Origin of the sequence: Marinomonas sp. BSi20584, assembly GCF_002792415.1 — a bacterium.
GTDB classification, from domain to species: Bacteria; Pseudomonadota; Gammaproteobacteria; order Pseudomonadales; family Marinomonadaceae; genus Marinomonas; species Marinomonas polaris.
In genome coordinates this window covers 61,869-86,277 of record NZ_KZ454869.1, presented here as the reverse complement: position 1 = coordinate 86,277, position 24,409 = coordinate 61,869, and the positions used below count along the sequence as shown (strand labels likewise).

The 24,409-nt window shown below is 42.0% G+C and carries 20 protein-coding genes; 7 read left to right on the top strand and 13 right to left on the bottom strand.

Annotated features, from left to right (window positions below):
• Nucleotides 1-4: 4 nt before the first annotated feature.
• Complete coding sequence (locus tag TY87_RS02000) at nt 5-589, top strand: superoxide dismutase (protein ID WP_100185804.1); 585 nt, start codon at nt 5-7, stop codon at nt 587-589.
• A 78-nt stretch (nt 590-667) separates the two neighbouring features.
• On the opposite strand, the gene TY87_RS01995 is transcribed toward TY87_RS02000, so the two are convergent.
• A complete protein-coding gene (locus TY87_RS01995) occupies nt 668-1,111 on the bottom strand; it encodes a tellurite resistance TerB family protein (RefSeq protein WP_072839084.1) in 444 nt (147 codons plus the stop codon).
• Nucleotides 1,105-1,575 (bottom strand): DUF6942 family protein, encoded by a 471-nt coding sequence (locus TY87_RS01990; RefSeq protein WP_072839085.1) that lies wholly within the window; start codon nt 1,573-1,575, stop codon nt 1,105-1,107. Before TY87_RS01990 ends, TY87_RS01995 begins: the two co-directional genes overlap by 7 nt.
• A 224-nt stretch (nt 1,576-1,799) precedes the next feature.
• Between TY87_RS01990 and TY87_RS01985 the strand changes: the two genes are divergently transcribed.
• From TY87_RS01985 to TY87_RS01970, 4 genes are all read left to right on the top strand, one after another.
• Nucleotides 1,800-2,198 carry a YeeE/YedE family protein gene (locus TY87_RS01985; RefSeq protein WP_100185803.1) on the top strand — a complete coding sequence of 133 codons (399 nt, stop codon included), beginning with the start codon at nt 1,800-1,802 and terminating at the stop codon, nt 2,196-2,198.
• Nucleotides 2,199-2,208: 10 nt separating this feature from the next.
• Nucleotides 2,209-2,628: a DUF6691 family protein gene (locus TY87_RS01980; RefSeq protein WP_072839087.1), complete on the top strand. Its 420-nt coding sequence runs from the start codon at nt 2,209-2,211 to the stop codon at nt 2,626-2,628.
• A 266-nt stretch (nt 2,629-2,894) separates the two neighbouring features.
• Nucleotides 2,895-4,061: a type III PLP-dependent enzyme gene (locus tag TY87_RS01975; protein WP_072839088.1), complete on the top strand. Its 1,167-nt coding sequence runs from the start codon at nt 2,895-2,897 to the stop codon at nt 4,059-4,061.
• 142 nt (nt 4,062-4,203) lie between these two features.
• Entirely contained in the window at nt 4,204-5,046 is an 843-nt protein-coding gene (locus TY87_RS01970; protein ID WP_100185802.1) for an MOSC domain-containing protein, read from the top strand.
• An 88-nt stretch (nt 5,047-5,134) separates the two neighbouring features.
• Here the strand turns inward: TY87_RS01970 and TY87_RS01965 are convergent, their stop codons facing one another.
• Nucleotides 5,135-6,721 carry an ABC-F family ATPase gene (locus TY87_RS01965; RefSeq protein WP_100185801.1) on the bottom strand — a complete coding sequence of 529 codons (1,587 nt, stop codon included), beginning with the start codon at nt 6,719-6,721 and terminating at the stop codon, nt 5,135-5,137.
• A 300-nt stretch (nt 6,722-7,021) separates the two neighbouring features.
• On the opposite strand from TY87_RS01965, the gene TY87_RS01960 reads away from it, so the two are divergent.
• The gene (locus tag TY87_RS01960; RefSeq protein WP_100185800.1) at nt 7,022-7,516 is read left to right on the top strand and encodes a Crp/Fnr family transcriptional regulator; all 495 of its coding nucleotides are present in this window, start codon (nt 7,022-7,024) and stop codon (nt 7,514-7,516) included.
• A gap of 71 nt (nt 7,517-7,587) precedes the next feature.
• On the opposite strand, the gene TY87_RS01955 is transcribed toward TY87_RS01960, so the two are convergent.
• The 10 genes from TY87_RS01955 to TY87_RS01910 form a co-directional block, all read right to left on the bottom strand.
• Nucleotides 7,588-7,941, bottom strand: a complete 354-nt coding sequence (locus TY87_RS01955; protein ID WP_072839092.1) for a RidA family protein — start codon at nt 7,939-7,941, stop codon at nt 7,588-7,590.
• 109 nt (nt 7,942-8,050) lie between these two features.
• Nucleotides 8,051-8,659: a cob(I)yrinic acid a,c-diamide adenosyltransferase gene (gene cobO, locus TY87_RS01950; protein WP_100185799.1), complete on the bottom strand. Its 609-nt coding sequence runs from the start codon at nt 8,657-8,659 to the stop codon at nt 8,051-8,053.
• Nucleotides 8,660-8,748: 89 nt separating this feature from the next.
• On the bottom strand, nt 8,749-12,486 hold the full coding sequence (metH, locus tag TY87_RS01945) for a methionine synthase (protein ID WP_100185798.1): 3,738 nt from the start codon (nt 12,484-12,486) through the stop codon (nt 8,749-8,751).
• 161 nt (nt 12,487-12,647) lie between these two features.
• On the bottom strand, nt 12,648-14,240 hold the full coding sequence (locus tag TY87_RS01940; protein WP_072839095.1) for a coiled-coil domain-containing protein: 1,593 nt from the start codon (nt 14,238-14,240) through the stop codon (nt 12,648-12,650).
• A gap of 180 nt (nt 14,241-14,420) precedes the next feature.
• Complete coding sequence (gene pepN / locus TY87_RS01935) at nt 14,421-17,054, bottom strand: aminopeptidase N (protein WP_072839096.1); 2,634 nt, start codon at nt 17,052-17,054, stop codon at nt 14,421-14,423.
• A 10-nt stretch (nt 17,055-17,064) separates the two neighbouring features.
• Nucleotides 17,065-17,889, bottom strand: coding sequence for a DUF2797 domain-containing protein (locus TY87_RS01930; protein ID WP_100185797.1), 825 nt, complete (start codon nt 17,887-17,889; stop codon nt 17,065-17,067).
• Entirely contained in the window at nt 17,889-18,170 is a 282-nt protein-coding gene (locus TY87_RS01925; protein ID WP_072839098.1) for a YeaC family protein, read from the bottom strand. The genes TY87_RS01930 and TY87_RS01925 overlap by 1 nt, the downstream gene beginning before the upstream one ends.
• 102 nt (nt 18,171-18,272) lie before the next feature.
• Nucleotides 18,273-19,142 (bottom strand): rhomboid family intramembrane serine protease, encoded by an 870-nt coding sequence (locus tag TY87_RS01920; protein ID WP_100185796.1) that lies wholly within the window; start codon nt 19,140-19,142, stop codon nt 18,273-18,275.
• 60 nt (nt 19,143-19,202) lie between these two features.
• Nucleotides 19,203-20,084 (bottom strand): NAD(+) kinase, encoded by an 882-nt coding sequence (locus tag TY87_RS01915; RefSeq protein WP_012069864.1) that lies wholly within the window; start codon nt 20,082-20,084, stop codon nt 19,203-19,205.
• 133 nt (nt 20,085-20,217) lie between these two features.
• Entirely contained in the window at nt 20,218-21,156 is a 939-nt protein-coding gene (locus TY87_RS01910) for a 1-aminocyclopropane-1-carboxylate deaminase/D-cysteine desulfhydrase (protein ID WP_100185795.1), read from the bottom strand.
• Nucleotides 21,157-21,307: 151 nt separating this feature from the next.
• Here TY87_RS01910 and ydiJ point away from each other — a divergent pair, with 151 nt between their 5' ends.
• Entirely contained in the window at nt 21,308-24,382 is a 3,075-nt protein-coding gene (ydiJ, locus tag TY87_RS01905) for a D-2-hydroxyglutarate dehydrogenase YdiJ (RefSeq protein ID WP_100185794.1), read from the top strand.
• Nucleotides 24,383-24,409: the final 27 nt, after the last annotated feature.

The following is a 24,409-nucleotide window of genomic DNA, read 5'->3' as shown; positions in this document are numbered from 1 at the left end:
TGAAATGGCTTTTGAATTACCCGCTCTTCCTTATGCTAAAGACGCACTAGAGCCTCATATGTCTGTTGAGACGCTTGAATACCATCATGGCAAGCATCACAACACTTATGTTGTTAAATTAAACGGCTTAGTTCCTGGTTCTGAATACGAAAATAAAACGCTTGAAGAGATCATCGTATCTGCTCCAGCGGGCCCTGTTTTCAACAATGCAGCTCAAATCTGGAACCACACTTTCTTTTGGAATAGCTTAAGCCCTAATGGCGGCGGCGAGCCAACTGGTGCTCTAGCGGATGCAATCAATGCAAAATGGGGCTCTTTCGCGGAATTCCAAGCTGCATTTGATGACAAAGCGGTCAATAACTTCGGCTCTAGCTGGACTTGGTTAGTTAAAAACGCTGACGGCTCTCTAGAAATCGTAAACACTAGTAATGCAGCAACGCCTATGACAAACGGTCAAACAGCTATCATTACAGTGGATCTTTGGGAACACGCTTACTACATTGATTACCGCAATGTTCGTCCTGACTACCTAAAAGGTTTTTGGGCGCTAGCTAACTGGGAATTCGCAGCAGCGAACTTCGCAGCATAATTCTATTTTTTATTAAAATAGAATTATAGTAAGACCAGTCAAAAAGCGCGGCGAGAGCCGCGTTTTTTTTGCTTAAAATTAAACTGCTTTCATTTCATTCAGCACAAATAGTTTTGCCTGAATAAATTCGGAATGAGGCATGAATAACAACTCACTGATTGTACGAATGCGATGATCTTCATATGAGTCAAGATCTCCGTCAGCAAGCGCAACACGCCACAGGGCTTTTAAGAGCAACATTTTTTGCTCTAGAGTCGCAGTTTCGTTAATAACCTTGGTGAATTGATAAAGGTCGTTTGCTTGATCTACACCAGAACGAGCCTCCTCATAGAGAATGTCTATATCATCCCCCAATTCACTTACTTCACGAAGGAAGCGCTTCACCTGGCCTTCTTCTTGTTCATTTATTTCATTATCAGCTAGCATAACTTCCATAAGTAGAGCCGCGACAGCTTTCTGATAAGATATTTGCTCACCCTGCTCTACAGGAAGACTGAAAAGACTTTTTAAAGCTTTTAACATTTTTTCTCCAAAATATACTCACGTAGAGCTTCAATTAGAATATTAGGAAATTGCCTATAATCTAGGTATGGACACCAAACATACGGTAGGTAAACAAAAGAAGTGTGCACTTCCCCGATTTCTTGCGCAGAACTAACTACAGGCAGCCCTTCTCTAAATGTATTTCCAACAATAAAAACAACGCCTCTATAGTCACGAAGCTGATCTAAAGAAAACGCAATGCCTACTTTAGTTAGTAGCTCTTTATCGCGAAAGACTTTCCATGAATCATAAGAGGGCGCAGCTAACTTTGCCATGATCGTAAATATTTTACGCCAGTGATTACCATTTAGATCAATTAAGATAGAAACATCAGGCTTCTTTAAAAAACCAATATCAACTGGATCCGGCAAAACAGGTCTGTTTGGCAAAAGAAATACATAATTGGCTTCGTCTACACAAGCACCTAGCCACAACTCGTTCATCTGAGACTCCTTAATGTTCATAAGAATACAGTGAGTGCTTTTTAATATCTGCTAGTCAATAGGTAAAGACTGTGCAACTGGCTGCTAACTCGGCAATCTTAATAACTTACTTTTTATCTAGATCAATAAAACCAAGAATAAAACTCTATTTTGCCAATATTATATTAGACTTTTCTTATTAACATAAATTAGAATAGTCTTATATAATCTAAAGGACTCCAATTATGGATACTATTTTTAACCCACTCGTAGGCGGCCTATTAATTGGCCTCACAACCACAATATACCTTCTCAGTGTCGGAAAAGTGATTGGTATTAGCGGGATACTATCTCAGCTACTTTTTAGCAAAGAACGATTTTTGCCATTTCTATTCATTGCAGGATTAATCATCGGTGGTAGCGCTTACGGTATTCTAACAGAGCAAACCGTTGCTTTTCCGGAAACAAGAAGCCCTCTTCTTTTGATCGTATCCGGGCTACTGGTCGGTTATGGAACACGACTCGGTGGTGGATGCACTAGTGGTCACGGCGTTTGTGGTATATCGCGACTTTCCCCTCGCTCAATAGTAGCCACTTTGGTCTTCATGGCTGCAGCTATTATTACTGTCGCCGCGCTTAATTAGGAGCATATCTATGTACGCAATTATTACTCTCGCTGCTGGTTTATTATTTGGCTTAGGTTTGGCGTATTCAGAAATGACCAATCCAGCTGTCGTTATTGGTTTTTTAGATATTTTTGGTGATTGGAATCCTTCTCTAATCATCGTAATGGCAAGCGCAATCGCTGTTGGCATGATTGGCTATGTTATTAAAGGAAAACGCTTAACACCTTTGTTAGCCAGTAAATGGCAAGTCCCAACGCTTCGTAATATCGACGCTAAACTAATTATCGGCTCTTCACTTTTTGGTATTGGCTGGGGGATTAGTGGCTATTGCCCTGGCCCTGGATTAACGGCATTAGTGAATAATCCAAGCGAAGGTTTTTACTTCGTAGCTGCTTTAATTGCTGGCAGTGGGTTACATTACTTCCAGACACGCATCACCCAAAAGTAGCGTTAGAAATCCCTAAATAAAAAGGAGACTTTTATAGTCTCTTTTTTTTAGTCTAAAATATGAAAAAATACTTGACCCGAGACGCCTTGCGTCTTAAATTTCGCCCGCGTCATTGCTGAACATAATCCGCACCGCTTCAACTGCTGCGCTAGTCGCTTAAGGCCTTACCGCCGGATAAGTAACAGCCATAAGTAGGACGGGAGAAGGTAAAGGCGTTTACTTATTTAATCGGTTTATGTTTTGCATAATTAAGGAGCCTTTAGCCCATGACTATCGACGTCAATTCTTTCTACACACCTGAGCGTTTTGCCCGCTTTAAAGCGTTTGCTGAAACCAAAGATACCCCTTTCGTTGTTATCGATACTGATATTATCGATGAAGCCTATACAGAGCTAACCAAAGGCTTTCCTGTTGCTGATATTTTTTACGCTATCAAAGCAAATCCAGCTCCAGAAATTCTAACTCTACTTCGCGACCGCGGGTCAAACTTTGATGTAGCGTCACGGTATGAGTTGGACAAGCTATTTGCAATCGGAGGCATTTCACCTGATCAAGTGAGCTACGGCAACACTATCAAGAAAGCAAAAGACGTACGTTACTTTTATGAAAAAGGTGTGCGTATGTTTGCAACAGACTCTGAAGCTGATTTGCGTAACATCGCAAAAGCAGCTCCAGGCTCTCGCGTTTATGTTCGTATCTTGACTGAAGGCACAGTAACAGCTGATTGGCCACTATCTCGTAAATTTGGCTGCCGTCCAGATATGGCGATGGACTTACTGGTACTTGCAAAAGAACTTGGTTTGATTCCTTACGGTATCTCTTTCCACGTCGGATCTCAGCAACGCGATATCGGCGCATGGGATGCTGCGATCGCTAGCGTTAAAGTGATTTTTGAACGCCTTAAAGAAGAAGATGGCATCATTTTAGAAATGATCAATATGGGCGGCGGCTTCCCTGCAAACTATATTGCTCGTACTAATGATCTTGCAACCTATGCAGAAGAAATTACGCGCTTCTTGGAAGAAGATTTTGGAACTGATTTACCTCGCATTATTCTAGAGCCCGGCCGTTCTTTGATATCTAACGCAGGCGTTCTAGTCAGCGAAGTAGTTTTGATTTCTCGTAAATCACATACAGCACTAAATCGTTGGATATTCACTGACGTCGGCAAATTCTCAGGCCTTATTGAAACGCTAGATGAATCTATCAAGTATCCGATTCATGTTGAAAAAGGTGGCGAGTTAGAAGAAGTTATTATCGCTGGTCCAACCTGTGACAGCGCCGATATTATGTATGAAAACTACAAATATGGCCTACCACTGAACCTGGCTATTGGTGATCGTATGTACTGGCTATCAACTGGTGCCTATACAACAACCTACAGCGCAGTAGAATTTAACGGCTTCCCGCCATTGGCTTCATACTACTTGTAAGTACTTTTTGTAAGCTATTCGCTTAAATAGCTAGAAAGCGAAAGCCTCAGAAATTCATTTTCTGGGGCTTTTTTTATTGGAATGATTTTCCTATTGGGCAATAATAAAAACCATTCACAAAAAAGCACAAAATGGAGTATCCATGCCGTACACCCTAAGTGAACTAGCTATATATCCAATAAAATCCATCCAAGGTATCTCTTTATCATCAAGTCAAGTTGAGAGTGCCGGACTTTATGGAGATCGACGTTACATGCTAGTAAAACCTGATGGCGAATTCATTACTGGTCGAAAGCACCCTAACCTAACATTAGTAACGGCTAAGCCTAGTAAAAACGGTGCGTGGCAGCTTTCACACCCGGAACTCATTCATGGCCTATCTCTCGATTTATCTGCTTTTTCCAGTGATTATGCAGAAGTTACAGTTTGGGACAATTCAGTCAACGCACAGCTTGCTCAAGAAAACGCTAATGCGTGGTTTAGCGAGATAGCTGGTGAAACAGTAAAATTAGTGTATTTTGGTAAAAAGTCTGAACGCTTTACCAAAAGAAGGCCTGAAGTCCCTGTAGGTTTTGCTGACGGTTACCCTTTCCTATTAACAACTGAAGCTTCTCTGGCTGAGCTTAATAGAACTTGCCCTGAAGATATTCAAATGGCGCAATTTCGCCCAAATTTGGTTATTAAAGGCAATAAGCCGTTTGAAGAAGATAGCTGGAAGCGAATTCGTATTGGTGAGGTGGAGTTTGAGAACGTTAAGCCTTGTGACCGCTGTATTTTCACAACATTGAATCCAATCACGGCGCAACGAAGTAAAAAAGGCGAGCCTCTTAAAACGTTAGCCAAATTTCGTCTGCTTGATAAGGAAAGCATTACTTTTGGTATGAATATGATCGCGCTGAACACTGGAACTGTTTACGTTGGCGATGAGGTTGAAGTTCTTGAATACAAAGAACCAGAAGTGTACATAGACAGACGTAAGGCTTAAATACTTTAAGCCACTCTAGCAATCAAAGACACATAAAAAAAGAAGGCACTTGGCCTTCTTTTTTGTAACGAGAACACAATTTCTTGGCTTAGGCTTCTATTTTAGCCAAGTATTCGTCGTAAGTACCGTGGAAGTCGACAATACCATCGCTGGTTACTTCAACAATGCGAGTCGCCAAAGACGATACAAATTCACGGTCATGACTGACAAAAATCAAAGTACCTGGATAATTATCAAGAGCTAGGTTCAATGATTCAATCGACTCCATGTCCATGTGGTTTGTTGGCTCATCCATAACGAGAACGTTAGGTTTTTGTAGCATCAACTTACCAAACAACATACGACCTTGTTCACCACCAGAAAGTACTTTAACGGATTTCTTAATGTCGTTTTGAGAGAATAAAAGACGACCTAAAGTACCGCGAATGATTTGCTCATCGTCACCTTCTTGCGCCCACTGCCCCATCCACTCGATCAAATCAACGTCTTTTTCAAATTCGTGATGATGATCCTGCGCATAGTAACCAATGTTGGCATTTTCTGACCACTTCACATTACCTTTGGTTAATTCGGTATCTCCAACCAAACATTTTAGCAAGGTTGTTTTACCGATACCGTTTGGCCCGATAACCGCAATACGCTCACCCACTTCAACCATCATATTTAAGCCGCTGAATAATTCTTCATCATATGATTTAGCAACGTTTTCAATTTGCACTGCCATACGGTGTAGTTTCTTCTCTTGCTCGAAGCGAATAAATGGATTCTGACGGCTAGAAGGTTTTACGTCTTCAAGCTGAATCTTATCAATTTGCTTAGCGCGAGATGTTGCTTGTTTAGATTTAGATGCGTTGGCAGAGAATCGGCTTACAAACGATTTTAGTTCGTTGATTTGGGCTTTTTTCTTCGCGTTGTCTGACAATAGACGCTCGCGAGCTTGAGTCGCCGCTGTCATATATTCATCATAGTTACCAGAAAACAAACGCAATTCACCGTAATCCAAATCAGCCATGTTAGTACAAACAGAATTCAAGAAATGACGGTCATGGGAAATAATGATCATGGTGCAGTTACGCTCTACCAAGACACCTTCCAACCAACGGATAGTGTTGATATCCAAGTTGTTTGTTGGCTCGTCCAGCAACAAAATCTCTGGATCAGAAAACAGGGCTTGAGCCAACAAGACTCGCAGCTTTAAACCTGGAGCCACTTCACTCATCAAACCATAATGCTGCTCGGTAGGAATACCAACACCTAGCAATAACTCTCCTGCACGAGCATCAGCAGTGTAACCGTCCATTTCAGCAAATTCTGCTTCTAGATCACCTGCACGTAAGCCGTCCGCTTCTGTCATTTCAGGATTAGCATAGATAGCATCTTTTTCAGACTTGATCGCCCAAAGCTCTGTATGCCCCATGATAACGGTATCAATAACAGAATAATCTTCGTAAGCAAATTGATCCTGTTTCAATTTACCAAGACGCTCATTTGGATCTTTTGAAACGTTGCCTGAGCTTGGCTCCAAATCGCCACCTAGAATTTTCATGAAAGTGGATTTACCACATCCATTCGCGCCGATAAGACCGTAACGCTTTCCTTCTCCAAATTTGACAGAGACGTTTTCAAAAAGAGGTTTTGCACCAAATTGCATGGTGATGTTGGCCGTCGTTAACAAAGTATTCTTCCGTTTATCATGAGGTAAATAATTGTGCTCTTAGTAGACTAAATCGTCAGAGCAAAGCTGATCCGCGCATTATCGCACAGATTGACTCGACTCTTTAAGAGCGAAAGCATTTATTACCAAAAAAAGGCGAACTTACTGTTACAGACATAGTCCAAAAACTATAAATAGAATACAAAACGATACTACTGTTTTAGCCCAAATAAGCCTAAAACTAATATAAGCCTATTGGCTATTCAGAAATGATTTTTTTGGCCGATGATATAATAAGAACTCACATAGACGGAGAGAGAAATGAAAACCGTCCTAGCAACAGAATCACAATACGATATATCGCCAGAGCATTTGAAAGAAGGCTCTATTTTTGGTGCTTTATCGGAAGCTTCTATTCAGTTTCTATTGAATGAAGGCGTTTTACACAAAGTATCCAAAGGCGATGAGATTTTTTCTTATGGCAGCAAGGGTGGCAGCTTCCATGCCGTATTACATGGCAAGTTGGACTTCTATAAGCAACATGGCGAGAAAAAGCTACGGACTAGAACAATTTGCTTCGGTGAAGCAATTGGCTTTGTATCGATGATTGCATTGCATGAACGTGTTGGTAGTCTATGTGCTTTAGAAGACAGCTTATTGCTCGAAATATCCAGTCAGCTATTCAGTGACTTTCACGACCAATACCCATTCGATTTTGGAATTTTGTTAATGAACTTATCACGCGATATGGCAAGAACCATTCGAGTATTAAGTAATGCCTTGGTTGAGAACGATGTAGTGGTAAAAAGAAACTAAGGAGATAGAAAGGTTTGTAGAATCAAATTAAAGATAGACTGGCGCTCAAGACTCCAGCCTATCTCAGGGTATTATTTTAAAGCAGCAACAACAGATATTTCGACCAATAGCTCTGGTCTTGCCAATCGTGCTTCTACACAAGCTCTAGCTGGAGCATGCCCTTCAGGAATCCACGCGTCCCAAACTGCGTTCATCGCTGTAAAATCTTTCATATCACGAAGATAAATAGTAGCAGATAAAATATAGGATTTATCTGTCCCTGATTGCTCTAACAAAACGTCCACTTTATCTAACATGGTTCGTGTTTGTTCAGTAATGTCCGTATTCGCATCAGCACCAACTTGGCCACAAAGGTATACCGTTTCATTGTGCTTAACGATACGACTCATACGTTGACCAACTTCCATGCGCTCAATGGTTGCCATAAAAACCTCTATTAAATTGAGAGTTAAAAAATCATAACTTTATTATTAGAATGTGTTCTATAAAACTCTTGATATAATCACTAGCCGACTAATATAAAACGACAAAGCATTAAAACTCCAGCCCTTTTTGAGCTTTAATGCCTCGCTTAAATGCATGTTTTACTTCTTTTATCTCACTGACCGTGTCAGCCAATTCAATCAGAGCATCTGAAGCACCGCGACCAGTTACCACAAGATGCTGATTTTCAGGGCGATTCATCAACCCTTTAAGTACATCATCTTCAAGTAAATACTCATAATGTAATAAGTAGGTTAATTCATCAAGAACCACCAAATCGATACTTGGATCAGTCAACATAGCAGCGGCTTTTTCCCATGCTTGCACTGAAGAAGCGATATCGGAGTCACGGTTTTGTGTTTCCCATGTAAATCCTGCTGGCATAATTTCCCATTGCACGTTTTTTTGCTTCTTAAAGAAATCAATTTCGCCTGTATTCCATTCGCCTTTCAAGAACTGAACCACCCCAACCTTCATTTCATGACCTAAAGCACGGGCGACCATACCCAACGCTGAGCTAGATTTTCCCTTACCATTTCCCGTAAGCAGGACAAATGTCCCTTTATCTTCTTGGGCTTTGGCAATACGTTTATCAACATGCGACTTAATCGCTTGCATACGTTTTTTGTGCTGATCTGGATCTTTAATGGTTTTTGACATGTAAATATCCTTTAAAAATAGAAAAACCTAATCTGCGCGCACTAGCGACACAGATTAGGTTTGGTCAAAAAAAGAGACTATAAAGAAAATTAGATACGATCGTCTTCAGGATCATAACCAAGATTAGGCGCTAACCAACGCTCAGCATCATCCTTACTCATCCCTTTACGCTCTGCATAACTATCCACTTGATCAGGTCCGATCTTACCAACACCAAAGTAAGTTGCATCTGGATGAGCGAAATACCAACCACTTACCGCCGCTGTAGGCAGCATGGCAAAGCTCTCAGTGATCTCCATATCAATTTTTTCTTTCACATCCAGTAAAGTCCAAAGCTTGGCTTTTTCGGTGTGATCAGGGCAAGCTGGATAGCCGGGTGCCGGACGAATACCTTGGTATTTTTCTTTGATCAACTGTTCGTTGGTTAATTCTTCAGCTTCAGCATAGCCCCAGAATTCTTTTCGTACTTTTTCGTGTAAATATTCTGCGGTTGCTTCAGCTAATCGGTCAGCCACCGCCTTGATCATAATAGAGTTGTAATCATCATGATCTGCTTCATATTTCGCCACAAGAGGATCAATACCAAAACCTGCAGCGCAGGCAAAAGCACCAATATAATCCGCCACACCACTTTCTTTTGGCGCCACAAAATCCGCTAAGCTGTGGTTATATTTCCCCGGAGCCGTTAACTCGTTTTGAATTCGAAGAAAAGACAAACGTTCGACGACTTCGATACGAGATTCATCTGCATAAATTTCAATATCATCGTGGTTCACTTGGTTAGCAGGGAATAAACCAACCACCGCGCGAGCTTGTAAACACTTAGTAGCGATTACTTCATCTAGCATCTTCAATGCATCTTCGAAGACACGCGTTGCCTCGACACCTACCACTTCATCAGTAAGAATGCGTGGATAAGCGCCAGCCAATTCCCATGTCTGGAAGAATGGCGTCCAGTCTATGTAATCTTTAACCTGATTAAGATTAATATCGTTTTCAGTTAGTACTGTGATACCAAGCTTTTTAGGCTGAATTACGTTACTCCCATCAAACGCAATTGGACCCTTATTCTGACGCGCTTTATCCAAAGAGACTCGACGACCGGCTTTAGCACGGTCTTTATAGCGAATTCGAGTTTTTTCGTAGTCGGCTTTGATTTCATCGACAAACTTCTGATAACGCTCTTTGTCTTTGCTCAACAAAGCACTCGCTACGCCAACACTACGAGACGCATTGGTAACATGGACCACTTGATTGCGTTTGTAGTTTTGTTCAATTTTTACCGCGGTATGAGCTTTTGACGTGGTTGCACCACCGATCATCACCGGTAAATCAAAGCCTTGGCGTTCCATTTCTTTTGCTACATGCACCATTTCGTCAAGCGATGGTGTGATCAAGCCAGACAAGCCAATCATGTCAGCACCAACCTCTTTTGCGGTGCGTAAGATTTTTTCAGCAGGAACCATGACACCAAGGTCGATAACTTCGAAATTGTTACACTGCAGAACAACGCCAACAATATTTTTACCGATATCGTGTACATCGCCCTTCACGGTAGCCATAACGATCTTGCCATTACTAGACGACGCAGTGTCCATGTTAAGACGTTTTTCTTCTTCGATATAAGGCATCAAGTAGGCAACGGCTTTTTTCATTACTCGTGCTGATTTAACTACTTGTGGTAAGAACATTTTACCGGAACCAAACAAGTCACCGACTATGCTCATGCCATCCATTAATGGCCCTTCAATAACCTCTAAAGGGCGAGCAAAGGCTTGACGCGCTTCTTCGGTATCTTCATCAATGAATTCTGTTATACCTTTAACTAGAGCGTAACTAAGACGCTCTGACACAGGTAGACCGCGCCATTCTTGGGTTTCTTTTTCCGCTACTTCGCCAGTACCAGCAAACTCTCCGGCCATAGCGAGCAGGTTGTCTGTTGCATCAGGTGTACGGTTAAGCACCGCATCTTCTACAGCATTGCGAAGTTTCGTTGGGATATCTTCATACAAAGCAAGTTGCCCTGCATTCACGATACCCATTGTCATACCTTGTTTGATCGCATGATATAAGAACACGGCGTGAATCGCTTCACGAACAGGGTTATTACCACGGAACGAGAAAGATACGTTAGAAACGCCACCAGACACTTTGGCATAAGGCAATTCACGAGTGATATCACCCGTAGCTTCGATAAAGTCCAAGGCGTAACGGTTGTGTTCTTCAATACCTGTCGCGATAGCAAAGATATTGGGGTCGAAAATAATGTCTTCTGGTGGGAAGCCAACTTCATCGACTAAGATGTGGTAAGAACGGCGACAAATCTCAATTTTACGCGCTCGAGTATCTGCTTGACCGGCCTCATCAAACGCCATGACGATAACAGCTGCACCGTATTTCATTAGCTTGCGAGCTTGCTCACGAAACTTCTCTTCGCCCTCTTTCATACTAATAGAGTTAACGACGCCTTTGCCCTGAACCCATTTCAATCCGGCTTCTAAGATTTCCCACTTAGAAGAGTCAAGCATAATAGGCACACGAGAAATATCAGGTTCAGATGCGATGAGTTTAAGGAATCGCTCCATCGCCGCTTGCGAGTCCAACATGCCTTCATCCATGTTGATGTCGATGATCTGCGCACCGTTTTCAACTTGTTGCCGAGCCACATCCAAAGCAGTATCAAAGTCACCTTCTTTGATAAGACGCTTAAACATCGCAGAACCAGTCACGTTGGTTCTTTCACCAACGTTTACAAACAAGCTATTACCATCGATATTAAACGGTTCAAGACCAGACAAACGACAGGCTTTTTCGATTACTGGAATAACACGAGGTGTAGCGTCTGCAAACGCTTTTGCAAAAATTTCAATGTGCGCAGGTGCCGTACCACAACAACCACCGATGATATTCAGAAAACCAGACTCTACCCACCCTTGAATCTCTTCTAACATTTCTTCTGGCGATTCGTCGTATTCACCAAAGGCATTAGGCAAACCAGCATTAGGGTGAGCAGATACGTGAGTGTCGGCAATGCGTGATAGCTCTTCCACATACTGGCGTAATTCTTTTGGACCTAACGCACAGTTCAAGCCAACAGAAATAGGTTTAGCGTGAGAAATCGAGTTCCAGAAAGCTTCCGTGGTTTGACCGGATAAAGTACGACCAGAGGCATCAGTGATAGTGCCAGAAATCATAATTGGATAACGAACACCGTTTTTCTCGTAATAGTCTAATACTGCATAAATAGCGGCTTTCGCATTCAAGGTATCGAAGATAGTTTCAATTAAGATGATATCAACGCCACCTTTGATTAAGCCATCGACGGCAGTGGTATAAGCGCCGACTAACTCATCAAAATGTACGTTACGAAACCCAGGATCGTTAACATCAGGAGAAATAGTACAAGTACGACTAGTCGGGCCAACAGCACCAGCAACAAAGCGAGGTTTATTTGGGTTTTGTTTGGTGAATTCGTCAGCAGCTTCACGAGCTAAGCGAGCCGATTCAAAATTCAGCTCGTAACTGAGATCTTCCATGTGATAATCCAGCATGGAAATATAATTTGCGTTGAAAGTGTTGGTTTCAATGATGTCCGCGCCAGCAGCAAGATAACTGGAATAAATGTCTTTGATTATCTTTGGTTGCGTCAAAGAAAGCAGGTCATTGTTGCCTTTTAAGTCACTATTCCATTCAGCAAAACGTTCACCGCGATAATCTTGTTCTTCTAGTTTATATCCCTGAATCATGGTGCCCATAGCGCCATCTAGAATCAATACGTTTTCAGCTAGTCGTTTCTCAATAATAGAATACGAATCGGACTTTACCACTCTCACCACCTCAAAAAAGAATATGCAAACGTACTATACCGAAAAGTGCTGCTTTGCGCGTTGAAAAAAAGTAATGAGGAGTTGAATGATCCGAGGGTAAGAAAAAAGCGAAGCCAACAAATCAAGGTTAGCTTCGCCATTTTTTAAATGTCGCAGAGGTTTTAAGAATTCAGTGCTTGATTATTTTTTGATTTGTTAATGCGGCCAATAAGAAAACCACCTAATAAGCCAAGCAAAATTGCGATACCCCAATAACCGTATTTTTCAAACAAGTTAGTATTGATCAAAGATAAGGTTTCATTACCTCGATATACTTGTCGCTGAATCGTTTGATCTTGGAAGGCGATTTGCTGACTAACAAATAGATTAAGTTGTGCTTCCGGCTTTTCATTTAATCCAGCTACGCGCCAACGCCATTGCAAACGACCATTTTGAACGACTGCGCTAGCGATGCGATCACTGATCATTTGAATATCACTGTCAGTGACTAATTCTGCTTGATAGACCTGGCCGGAAAGCGAAGGACGAACGTCTGCAGAAACCAAAATTTCAAAATTATTATGCAGAGCAATTTCATTAGGTAATTGCCACTGTACGTTCTGCAATGCGGAGCTCATTTGCGATTGCAAAGCTTCTATTGCTGCGGTTACTGAGATACCACTATTTTCGTTTATTTCCAACGCTTGTTGAGTACTGGCTAGGCGAGCAGACAATGCACTAAGTTCCGCTTGACTGGCAGCAAGTTCTTCTCCAGCAGCGTTAAGCTGAGCGGTTAGCACTGTGTTATTTTGTTGAGCTTGAGCTAGTTTATTATCAAGATCTTTCCAGCGAGCCTCATAATCAGCACCTTCATCAAGTGCTGATTCCAACTTCAAGACATCACTTTTATATTCTTCAATAAGCGATTTTTGCCTTACCAGTTGGTTTTTTAAGTCAGCCAGCTCAATCCGCATCTGCGAATTTTCACGCTCGTAATCTGAATTATTATTCGCAACAGGCTGAATAATTGGAGTGCTCAATTGCGGCACTTTTTCGGAGCGAGCAGAGTCATCACCACCTAACGAATGAATTTTGTCCCATAAAACTTGATGCTGAGCTCTTGCGTCAGATAAAGCACCACCTAACATCAAATTTTCTTTTTTAAGGGCTGTAAGTCGTTTTTGATTGGCTTGATTGTCAGCTTCTAAATTAGCATATTTACCTTGTAATTCAGCATTGTCGCCTAACAAAGCAAAATAGCTTTGTTTAAAGTCATCTTGTGATGTAGGCAAATTTTCTAAGCTAGAAACCTGCTGTTTTAATGAAGAGTTTTCATTTTCCAACTGACCGATACGACGCATGAGTAAATCATTATCTAATTTTAATGCGGCATAGCGTGATTCAAGCGATTCTCGTAATTTCTTTTGCTCTTCTAATACCGCTAAAGAATTGGCGCTTGACGGTGACTTCTGCAGCTTAGCTATGATGATGTCTTTTTCATCAAGAGATTTATTTAAGGAAGCAAGCTGCCTTTTGTTATTCGCAAGTTGTTTTTGTAGGGAATCAATAAGAGAGTTTTTTGCCCCTACCTCTTTTTCTAATTCCATTTCTTTTGCGCTAACAACTGGGGCTTGAGGTGTGGTTTGAGATACTGATTCGGTAGAACTTGCAGTCGGCTCAATAACAGAGTCAGTTTGCTGGCGTGAGGATGTCGTACAGGCAGACATCATTAGGCCCAAGGTAATAGGAATCAAAATCGTCGTACGTGCTTTCATTTTTCGCTCCTTAATAAACTCAAGGTCGACAATAGGTTACCACTCTTATGCCAGAATTAAGTATAGAATGCAAAGAAGTAGTAAAGACAATTCTCCAAACAATATCAAACAAACCATAAAAAAGCCCTTGGGGTGAAATCCACAAGGGCTTTAATTAACTTAATGTATTAGTCAGTGTTGTTAGGCGAGACTTTTAGAAATAACCTCATAAACATCTTTAGACAAATCTTCCGCTAAAATACGTTCAAGTTCAGCTTTCATCATGACACTTAGCTCTGGCTGCATTTTTTTCCAGCGAGTTAATGGTGTACAAAGTCTAGAAGCAATTTGCGGATTACGCTTATTTAACACAATGATTTGATCAGCCAAGAAATGGTAACCGCTGCCATCCTCTTTATGAAAGCCAGCAACACTTTGGCCAAATCCACCCAAGACAGAGCGTACTTTATTTGGGTTTTTCAAATCAAAAGCAGGATGTGCCATCAAATCTTTGACGGTAGCCAACGCTGTTTGTTGCTCTTGGCTTGCACTTAACATTAGCCATTTATTCACAACCAATGGCTCAGACTTCCACTGCTCATAGAAAGCAGCCAGTAGCTCCGCTGCCTTATTATGTTGAGAATTCACAGCAATAGAAAGCGCAGCAAATTGATCTGTCATGTTGTTTGCAGTCTTGAATTGCGTCACAACCTCTTGCTGAGCAAGCTCACTATCAGCTTCAAGCCAATAAGATAACGCTATATTTTTCAGGGAACGATGAGCTATATCTTGCGCAGTCGCTTTGTATTCACCTTGGATTTTATGTTTGCGATAAACACGTTCAAAGTCAGGCGACAATGCATTCGCCAACTGAATTTTTAAATATTGGCGAGCTTGTTTGATAGCGGCTGGATAAATTGGATTTGCTAGCTCAGATAAATACGCTTGGCTTGGCAAAGCCAGAATCAATGCAACCATGGCTGGGTCTAGCGTTTCATCATTTAATAAGGCCTTAAAGCCATGAACTAATTGAGAATCGATAGATAGTGCTTTTCCTTCAATTGCCTGATTGATTAACGTGGTAATTTCGTTAACCGCCAATTGTTGCGATGCACTCCAGCGGTTAAAACCATCAGAATCTGCAGACAACAATAGCAATAAATCCTTAGAAGAATAGTCATAACGTAATTTCACTGGCGCTGAAAAACCGCGTAGTAAAGATGGCACAGGCTTCGCGGTTAAACCGCTAAACTCGAACTCTTGCTCGCTAGATTTCAAATGCAGCACATGATCTTCTGCAACAACACCATTTACTTCAGCAGACAAAGCTACGCCCTGCTCATCAAGCAAACCAACACGGACCGGAATATGCAGTGGTAATTTTGTTGGTTGACCTGGAGTGACTGGCGTATCTTGTTTCATCGTTAAACGATACGTTCCTGTTGCCTCGTCAAAGCTATCTGTCACTGTAACAATCGGCGTACCTGCTTGAGAGTACCAGCGTTTGAATTGAGAAAGGTCAAAGCCAGATGCATCTTGCATTGCAGCAACAAAATCGTCACAGGTCACAGCTTGTCCATCGTGACGATCAAAATACAAATCTGAACCAGCACGGAACTTTTCAGCACCTAACAATGTATGAATCATGCGGACAATTTCCGCGCCTTTTTCATAGACAGTCAGAGTGTAAAAGTTAGAAATTTCGATGAAGGATGCTGGACGTACAGGATGAGCCATTGGACCCGCATCTTCAGCAAATTGCGCTGTTTTAAGGAAAGAAACGTCTTCTACACGTTTCACTGTTTCGGAATGCATGTCTGCAGAGAAGGTTTGATCACGGAATACAGTAAAACCTTCTTTTAAGCTCAACTGAAACCAATCACGGCAAGTAACACGGTTACCGGACCAGTTATGGAAATATTCGTGAGCAACAATCGCTTCTACGCGTAAGTAGGTATCGTCGGTTGTGGTTTCTGGGCTGGCTAACAAACAAGACGAATTAAAAATATTCAGCCCTTTGTTTTCCATCGCACCCATATTGAAATCATCCACGGCAACGATCATAAAAATATCCAGATCGTATTCGCGCCCGTAGGTTTCTTCATCCCAACTCATAGAGCGTTTTAGCGCTTCCATTGCGTAATCGACTTTGTCGATGTTATGAGACTCAGTAAAAATTTGCAGTTTAATATCGCGTTTACTCTGTGTCGTAAACACATCATTTTTTACCGCAAGATCCCCTGCAACCAAAGCAAAAAGATAAGCAGGCTTAGGGAATGGGTCGTGCCATACAACAACCGTTTTGCCTTCATCAGTTTTACCACGCTCCACTTCATTACCGTTAGATAACATCACTGGATAACGGGCTTCGTCAGCAATGATAGTGGTAGTAAACACTGACATTACATCAGGACGATCGAGGTAATAGGTAATGTGGCGGAAACCTTCGGCTTCACACTGTGTACAGAACATAGAAGACGAACGATATAGACCTTCTAGGCGTGTGTTGTTTTGCGGCTCAATCAAGGTTTCACAGGTCAGAACAAATTCATCCGCGGTCGCTGTAATAATCAGTTTGTCTTCACTGATTCGGTACTCCTCTGGAGGTAGCGCATAGTCATCCATGGCAACACCTATCAGTTTAACGTCTTCACCACCATCTAGAATCAAAGGTGCTGTCGATTTACCAAAGGCTGGATTACGGCGCATATGCAGACGAGAAGTAACGATCGTTGTCGCTTCATCTAGATCAAATGTGAGTTCTGTTTTATCAATTAGAAAAGGAGGGACTTTATAGTCTTTCAAATAAATCGCTGAAGGTTGACTCTCTTTCATGTGCTCTCTCCTAAAAGTTCAGTGTCGCTTGATAACCAGTGTATTTACGAATGTTTATAACGCCAGTGTCTAGCATCCAATATTGGCCTTTAATCCCCATCAAAGTACCTTCGATGAGAGGCGTTTTTTCTGCGTTAAGGCTGGTAATTTTGGTTGGGTATTCTAAAACTGGGTAGGTAAATTCATGAGTTTCATTTTCATCGGATAAATCGGTAATGGACTGCAACCCAAATTCATGTTGCAAGGAATCCAGTCCTTCATAAAGTCGATCAATTAAACGTTCTTGCTCTTGCTCAAGATCCATCTCAATGGATGATCCTTTGAGCATATTGCGCCAATTAGTTTTATCCGCCACTTGGGTTTTAAATAAGGTTTCGACTAAACCAGACATTCTGCGGTTTTGTACTCTAAACAAAGCCCTAGCTTGTGTTGCCCCTTGATCAATCCATCGCGTAGGCAATTGATCACCTCGAGTGATGCCTACTTTTAAAGCTGATGAATTAGCCAAATAAACATAATGGCTTTGCATGCAATACTGCTCAGCCCATTCAGGCTCTCGGCAGGTTCCTAAGTGAAAGTGACACTTTTCTGGACTCATGATGCAAGTGTCGCAAGCGGCCAATTTCCGAAAGCAATTAAAGCAAAAACCTTGGCTAAACGATTTCTTTGTTACCTTGCCGCAATTAACACAATGAATCGTTCCATCAAGATGCAAAGATACTTTTTTGCCCAGCAGGTCATTAACCAACACACGATCATTCCCCAAATTCTGATGGTAATAAACTTGGCCATCATGAACCTCAGTCGACATTTTTTTAAGATTGCCCTGCAACATCAAACTTGTCCCTCAGGACCATCGCCAACCCATTTAATGGTGTCTTGTTCTTTAGCAGGGTCTTTTTTACCGACGTTTTTATGACCTGTGGTGTCGATGTAACCAACACGATCTTTTTCTTCTTTATTGCTGTAGTCATAAGTTATAACAGCTTGAAGACATAATTCTGTTTGATCAGGCGTCAATCTCACACCATTGGGCCATTTACCAAGTTCCACTGCTTGTTTCAGTCTGACGTACACTTCAGGCGACATATTGTCGATCATTTCTTTAAAATTCATTTTTCGTATCTCCCCGCGTTCAAGCAGGCTGTTGTTAAAATCTGATAAGTAAAATATAAAGTGAAATCTATAAGTTGAAATACAGGCATAGGCCTAGTCTAACTAACTTTGACGGTGTTTTGTCGCGAGCCAATAAATAACACCAAGCACTAATCCTGACAGCAAACCAATGGTATGAGCCGTATTGGCAATACTGCCAAGACCTAACATTTCAGGAAAAGGCGTATAACCTATACCCAGCCAAACCACAAAGAACACCATCAATTGTTTGCTGATAATGATTGGCCAGCGCTTACTTAAAACAGGCAAAAGCCATGCAAAACCAATTAAACCGTACACCACACCAGATAAACCACCAAACAAAGGGTAACCACTTATCTGATACTGTAAAACGTTACTTAGTACAGCAATGATGACAACACCAACACTCCAAACGACCGATCCTAGAATACGCTCTAATTTACCGCCAATATCCCAGATCCATAAGGTGTTAAAGACAATATGGAGCACACTAAAATGCAATAATGCTGGAGTAAAAAAACGCCAATACTCACCTTTAGAGAAGACTTCAGCCAAATCATAAAAGTAAATATGCCCATTTTTAATATCGAATGGACTGATAGAAAAGTAGCCAACTGTCTTGATGTCTGCGCCAAGTTGAGTAATCACCGCCACCAGCAAAGTTAACAATAATAAGATTGTCGTTACTGGCGACAATTTGAGCTGAGAAATAACCCCACCCTTAGAGGTTGTTCTAACTACAGAAGCTGGTTTGGCTTGCTGCAACAACGCTGGATCGTCTTTCCAAATCGTCATAAGTTGTTCAACTGCGGGTAATTGGCTTGGATCCAACAACCACAATTCATTATGACCATCTTTGAAAATAATTTGGTGTGCAACTTTATGGTGCCACAAGGCTTCGGTTAACCCTTTAGGGTCTTCTGTTTCTTTGAACTGATAGACAAAATACATGGAGCCCCTAAAGAGGATATATTTATAAAATGATTAAAAATTTAACTACAACCCAACGGTTTAAGGGCGGTAACTTGATTGCCAACCTAGCTTGTCACGACACACGTTATAAAAGTCATGATTTTTAGGGTGTATTAGTCGAATTCCACCGGCTTTTTTAGTGATGTGGATCTCATCTCCTGGTGCTGCTGTAATATTAAGCTGGCCATCGCAACTGACGCTTGGGTAAGTAAGGTTAGATTCACATACTACAATGCGGATTCTTGCATTTGCATCAATCACGATAGGTCGATTACTTAACGTGTGTGGATGCATCGGCACCAAGACTAAGGCATCTAATTTAGGCAGCATAATCGGGCCACCAGCAGACAGCGCGTAAGCCGTTGAGCCTGTTGGCGTGGCAACAATTAAACCGTCTGATTTTTGATTCATCACAAACTGATCGTCTATAAATAGATCAAAACGAATCATTCGAGCAGACTTACCAGGGTGAAGAACCAAATCATTGAGCGCAATACCTTCGCCACTAGGACGATTCTGACGCTTGATTTTCGCTTCAATCATAAAGCGCTTTTCTTCATGGTATTCACCACGAAAAATAGGATCTAATTCTTCTTGAAGATTGTGTGGAGAGATATCTGTTAGAAAACCCAACGTACCTCGGTTGATACCTAGCACAGGAATGTCGTAATTACATATTGCTCTAGCAGCGCCAAGGAAACTACCGTCACCTCCCACTACCATGACCATATCACAATGATCACCTAACTCTTTTAATGCCGAAGATGCGACTTTCACGCCCGGCATCATGGTCGCCAATTGGTCTTCAAGCACCGGCGCAATGTCTTTTTCTTGAAGATACTCCATCAGTTTCTTAACCGTATCAAGAATCTGAGGTTTATCTAATCGAGCAATAATACCAACACGTCTAAAAAGACTCATGTGTCATTCTCTTCCCGTCTATCGATGTAAACAAATCAACCCACTAAAGTATTTATAACGGTTTTTATTTTTCGCATGGGTTTTACATAAGTTGGGCAACTTTAACATGAAGACGCCAACTATCGCCATCTCGTTAAGAACACGCGTAGGGATTAGTATCTTTTGAATATCCTCGCCAGCCTTGCAAACCACCTGTATGGATAAATAATGTACGGCGATACGGCCAAGCCCCCTCTTTCATCGCATTAAAAATAGCAAACATGCTTTTACTGGTATAAATCGGATCAAGTGGATAGCTAGGATTTAGTTGTGAAAACTCTCTCATAAAGGCGATTAAGGCAGGGCTTTGTTTGGCATAACCACCTTCATGGCAATCGGAATGAAAGAACAATTTTGTATCTAAGCTCTCTTTTGACATTGACTCAGCAGCTAGCTTGCTCGCTAAGTCTAAAATTAAGCATCTTTGAGCAGGCTCACCTTTTAATGCGCTGAGTATATGTAAATCAGGCGTATTGATATTAGACAAAAACCCTGCTGCGGTTGTCCCCGTTCCAGACGAGACAACCCAAGCATCGTATTTGTCATTAATAGCACTAATGTTGTTCGCCCAATCATGACAACCCATAGCACCAAGCCCCCCACCACCACCTTCTGGAACCCAGTAGACATTATCGTGGTGTTTGTTTATTTCACTAACTATTTGTGAGTCCATGCCAAGTCGATAATCGGATCTTAAAGAAGGCCATAACTCAACACCATCTTCGACCATGTCGCTTAAAGTAGGAGTCAATTGGGGCTGCAATTCTCCCCGAACAACAGCAACCGCTTTAAAGGGCAAAGTTCTAAGTGTCATGCCAAAAGCATGAAGATGATTCGAAAAAGGCCCACCAAAGGTCGCGATGACAGAGGCGTTTTGTTTTTCGGCTGCTTTAAGGTGATGTTGCAGTTTATGCCATTTATTGCCCGGAGCATTAGGGTGTTCAAGATCGCCACGGTAAATATCTAATTCATATTGAATCTTAGGCGATTGCTGGCAAGCTGGTGACAAAGTGATTGGCTGAATGAAAGACACAAATAAACCCAGTTACGGTAAATGGAAATCCTTTGCATAGTAACATGAGTTTTTAGAGGGGTATCACACACTTTTTTTCAACTCAGAAAAATCACTCTCATAGACGTTTCTTTGTTAAAATCTGCGCACTCATCATTTGTGGAGATGAACCATGATTCCAAAGCTTTCTGAAGTCTCGCCGATCCAGGCTAAATACCTTTCTTTCATCGAACGCCTGAAAGCTTCAGGATTCTCAGGAGACACCAATCCTGATTACGCCAATCGCGTTGTTCTGTCGACCGATAACTCAATTTATCAAGTATTGCCTCAAGGAGTTATCTTCCCTAAGAATACCCAAGATATTCAGTTGTTGGTGCAGTTATCCAACCAAGAAGAATTTTACGATATCGTGTTAAGCCCTAGAGGCGGTGGAACAGGTACCAACGGTCAGTCGCTGACGGATGGATTAGTGATTGATCTATCCAAGCATATGAACCGTATTTTGGAAATTAACCCAGAAGAAGGTTGGGCTCGTGTTGAAGCTGGTGTGGTAAAAGATCAGCTAAATAAAGCCATAAAGCCCCATGGTTTGTTTTTCGCACCAGAATTATCAACCAGCAATCGTGCCACCATTGGCGGCATGATCAATACCGATGCCAGCGGACAAGGCTCGGTAATGTATGGAAAAACGCGAGACCACATTCTTTCACTCAAAACCGTATTGTTAGATGGGCATCTATTAGAATCTTCTCCTATAGATGACGAGACACTTACTAACATTCAAAGCGGTAGCGATTACTCTGCCCATGCTCACCGTGTTGTAGATAACATTCAGAAAAGCAAAGCCCAACAAATCAAAGAAACCTTTCCTGAACTTAACCGCTGCTTAACCGGCTATGATTTGGCTCACATTCGCACAGAGGATGGCCAATTCAATATGAACTCGGTGCTTTGCGGCTCAGAAGGCACATTAGGTTTTATTGTCGAAGCCAAAGTAAACCTTCTAGCTATTCCGACTTATGCAGCCTTAGTGAATATTCGTTATGACAGCTTTGAAGGTTCGCTTCGTCATGCTCGTGAACTACTGGCTGCTAAACCAACCTCTATCGAAACCGTCGACTCCAAAGTTCTCGGTCTTGCTAAAGGCGACATCATTTGGAACTCCGTATCTGAGTTTTTCCCAGAAAACACCGGGGAAAATATCCAAGGCATTAATCTAGTAGAATACACAGGGAATGATGAACAAGAAGTTGCCGATAAAATTAAGGTCCTAACCGACAAGCTAGATGCCTTAGCCAAACAAGGCGGTAGTAGCGCTCTTGGTTATACCATTGCCATGGGACACGACAGTGTTAACAAGCTTTGGACAATGCGTAAAAAATCCGTTGGTCTGCTCGGTAACGCTAAGGGAGAAAAACGCCCTATTCCCTTCGTCGAAGATACTGCTGTTCCGCCAGAAAATCTTGCAGACTTCATTATGGAATTTCGCGCCGTTCTAGACAGCTACAACGTGCAATATGGCATGTTCGGACACGTAGATGCGGGCGTATTACATGTTCGCCCAGCCCTTGATCTTAAGGATGAGTCTCAAGAGCCGATGATTAGAGAAATCACCGACAAGGTGGTTGCCCTCACTCAGAAATACAACGGCTTACTGTGGGGCGAGCATGGTAAAGGTGTTCGCTCTGAATACGCCCCAGCTTTTTTTGGCGAACTTTACCCAAGTGTTCAACAAGTGAAAGGCGCTTTCGATCCAAGAAATCAATTAAATCCTGGAAAAATTGCTACACCATTTGAACTCGGTGCTGATTTATTAAAAATCGATGCGGTACCTTTGCGTGGTCAATTTGATCGTCAGATTCCGCTTCAAAACCGCGATCAGTTTCAGGAAGGCATGTATTGCAACGGCAACGGCGCCTGCTATAACTTTGATCCAAATGATGCTATGTGCCCTTCCTGGAAAGGCACCCGAGATCGCCGTCATTCGCCAAAAGGTCGTGCCTCATTAATACGTGAATGGCTACGTGGAATGAGCCAGCAAGGCGTTGATACGGTTAAAGCAAGCAAAGACGCCAAAGATAGCAACTTTCTTTTCAGCTTCTTGCCAAGGCTTAAAAACACGTTAGCGAAACGTCGCGGAGACTATGATTTCTCCAACGAAGTTCATGAATCTATGATGGGCTGCTTGGCGTGTAAATCTTGTGTCGGCCAATGCCCAATTAAAGTCGATGTCCCAGAATTCAGGGCAAAATTCTTGGAGCTTTACTACAGCCGTTACCTGCGACCCGCCAAAGATTATCTTATCGGCTCGCTAGAATTCATGATGCCAACCATGGCGATATTTCCGCAGCCATACAATTGGTTGGTGAGCCGTAGTTGGGTGAATCACTTCAGTAGCAAATACATAGGTTTGGCCGACAATCCCAAACTGAGCAAGCTCAATCTGAAAAAAGAAATGTCGCGTCGTGGCATTCGCTTAGCTACACCATTGGCCATTGAAGCCTTAAGTCCAAAAGACAGAACGCGCGCCGTTATTGTGGTGCAAGATGCTTTCACCAGTTACTTTGAAACCGAATTGGTACTAGACACTATGGAAACTCTAAGTCGTCTAGGCTTCCAAGCTTATCTCGCACCTTACATGCCTAATGGCAAACCCTTACATGTACATGGTTTCATGAAAGCTTTTAACCGAACTGCTCGAAAGAACTTAGACATGCTGCAAAGCTTGGCATTTTATGGCTTACCATTTATCGGTATTGACCCTTCGATGACGCTTACTTATCGATCGGAATACACCAAAGCCTTTAGCGATAGTCGTCAAATACCGAACATCCAGTTGATGCAAGAATGGTTGATGAAAAAAAGTGCACATCTCATTAAGCAGCCTTTGATGTGTGATAACTCAACTTACCACCTAATGACGCATTGCACAGAAAAAACCAATGCTGCAGCATCAATTCAAGATTGGCAAAAAGTGTACAGCATTTTAGGTCTGGAACTAAAAGTCGAAAACGTCGGTTGTTGTGGCATGGCGGGGACCTATGGTCATGAAACCGCCAATAAAGAAACCTCGAAAACCATTTATGACTTGTCTTGGAAAGAAAAAGTAACCGACCCTGGCTTACTCGGAAAGCTAGTGGCAACAGGCTACTCTTGCCGTAGCCAAGCCAAGCGTTTTGATGATGTTGCCATTCCTCATCCAGTGCAGGCAATCTTGAAGCATCTCCGAGAAGCACGAGTCGAGTAGTTTTAAACGCTTAAAGCTTATCAATAA

What these genes read in the sequence shown, in the direction of transcription:
- TY87_RS01955 (WP_072839092.1), bottom strand. Translation starts at nt 7,941, where the DNA reads ATGGCAACCATTGAGCGCATGGAAGTTGGTCAACGTATGAGTCGTATC.
- TY87_RS01985 (WP_100185803.1), top strand. Translation starts at nt 1,800, where the DNA reads ATGGATACTATTTTTAACCCACTCGTAGGCGGCCTATTAATTGGCCTC.
- ydiJ (WP_100185794.1), top strand. Translation starts at nt 21,308, where the DNA reads ATGATTCCAAAGCTTTCTGAAGTCTCGCCGATCCAGGCTAAATACCTT.
- TY87_RS01940 (WP_072839095.1), bottom strand. Translation starts at nt 14,240, where the DNA reads ATGAAAGCACGTACGACGATTTTGATTCCTATTACCTTGGGCCTAATG.
- cobO (WP_100185799.1), bottom strand. Translation starts at nt 8,659, where the DNA reads ATGTCAAAAACCATTAAAGATCCAGATCAGCACAAAAAACGTATGCAA.
- TY87_RS01920 (WP_100185796.1), bottom strand. Translation starts at nt 19,142, where the DNA reads ATGTATTTTGTCTATCAGTTCAAAGAAACAGAAGACCCTAAAGGGTTA.
- TY87_RS01960 (WP_100185800.1), top strand. Translation starts at nt 7,022, where the DNA reads ATGAAAACCGTCCTAGCAACAGAATCACAATACGATATATCGCCAGAG.
- TY87_RS02000 (WP_100185804.1), top strand. Translation starts at nt 5, where the DNA reads ATGGCTTTTGAATTACCCGCTCTTCCTTATGCTAAAGACGCACTAGAG.
- TY87_RS01995 (WP_072839084.1), bottom strand. Translation starts at nt 1,111, where the DNA reads ATGTTAAAAGCTTTAAAAAGTCTTTTCAGTCTTCCTGTAGAGCAGGGT.
- TY87_RS01980 (WP_072839087.1), top strand. Translation starts at nt 2,209, where the DNA reads ATGTACGCAATTATTACTCTCGCTGCTGGTTTATTATTTGGCTTAGGT.
- TY87_RS01975 (WP_072839088.1), top strand. Translation starts at nt 2,895, where the DNA reads ATGACTATCGACGTCAATTCTTTCTACACACCTGAGCGTTTTGCCCGC.
- pepN (WP_072839096.1), bottom strand. Translation starts at nt 17,054, where the DNA reads ATGAAAGAGAGTCAACCTTCAGCGATTTATTTGAAAGACTATAAAGTC.
- TY87_RS01990 (WP_072839085.1), bottom strand. Translation starts at nt 1,575, where the DNA reads ATGAACGAGTTGTGGCTAGGTGCTTGTGTAGACGAAGCCAATTATGTA.
- TY87_RS01970 (WP_100185802.1), top strand. Translation starts at nt 4,204, where the DNA reads ATGCCGTACACCCTAAGTGAACTAGCTATATATCCAATAAAATCCATC.
- TY87_RS01925 (WP_072839098.1), bottom strand. Translation starts at nt 18,170, where the DNA reads ATGAATTTTAAAGAAATGATCGACAATATGTCGCCTGAAGTGTACGTC.
- TY87_RS01915 (WP_012069864.1), bottom strand. Translation starts at nt 20,084, where the DNA reads ATGAGTCTTTTTAGACGTGTTGGTATTATTGCTCGATTAGATAAACCT.
- TY87_RS01930 (WP_100185797.1), bottom strand. Translation starts at nt 17,889, where the DNA reads ATGTTGCAGGGCAATCTTAAAAAAATGTCGACTGAGGTTCATGATGGC.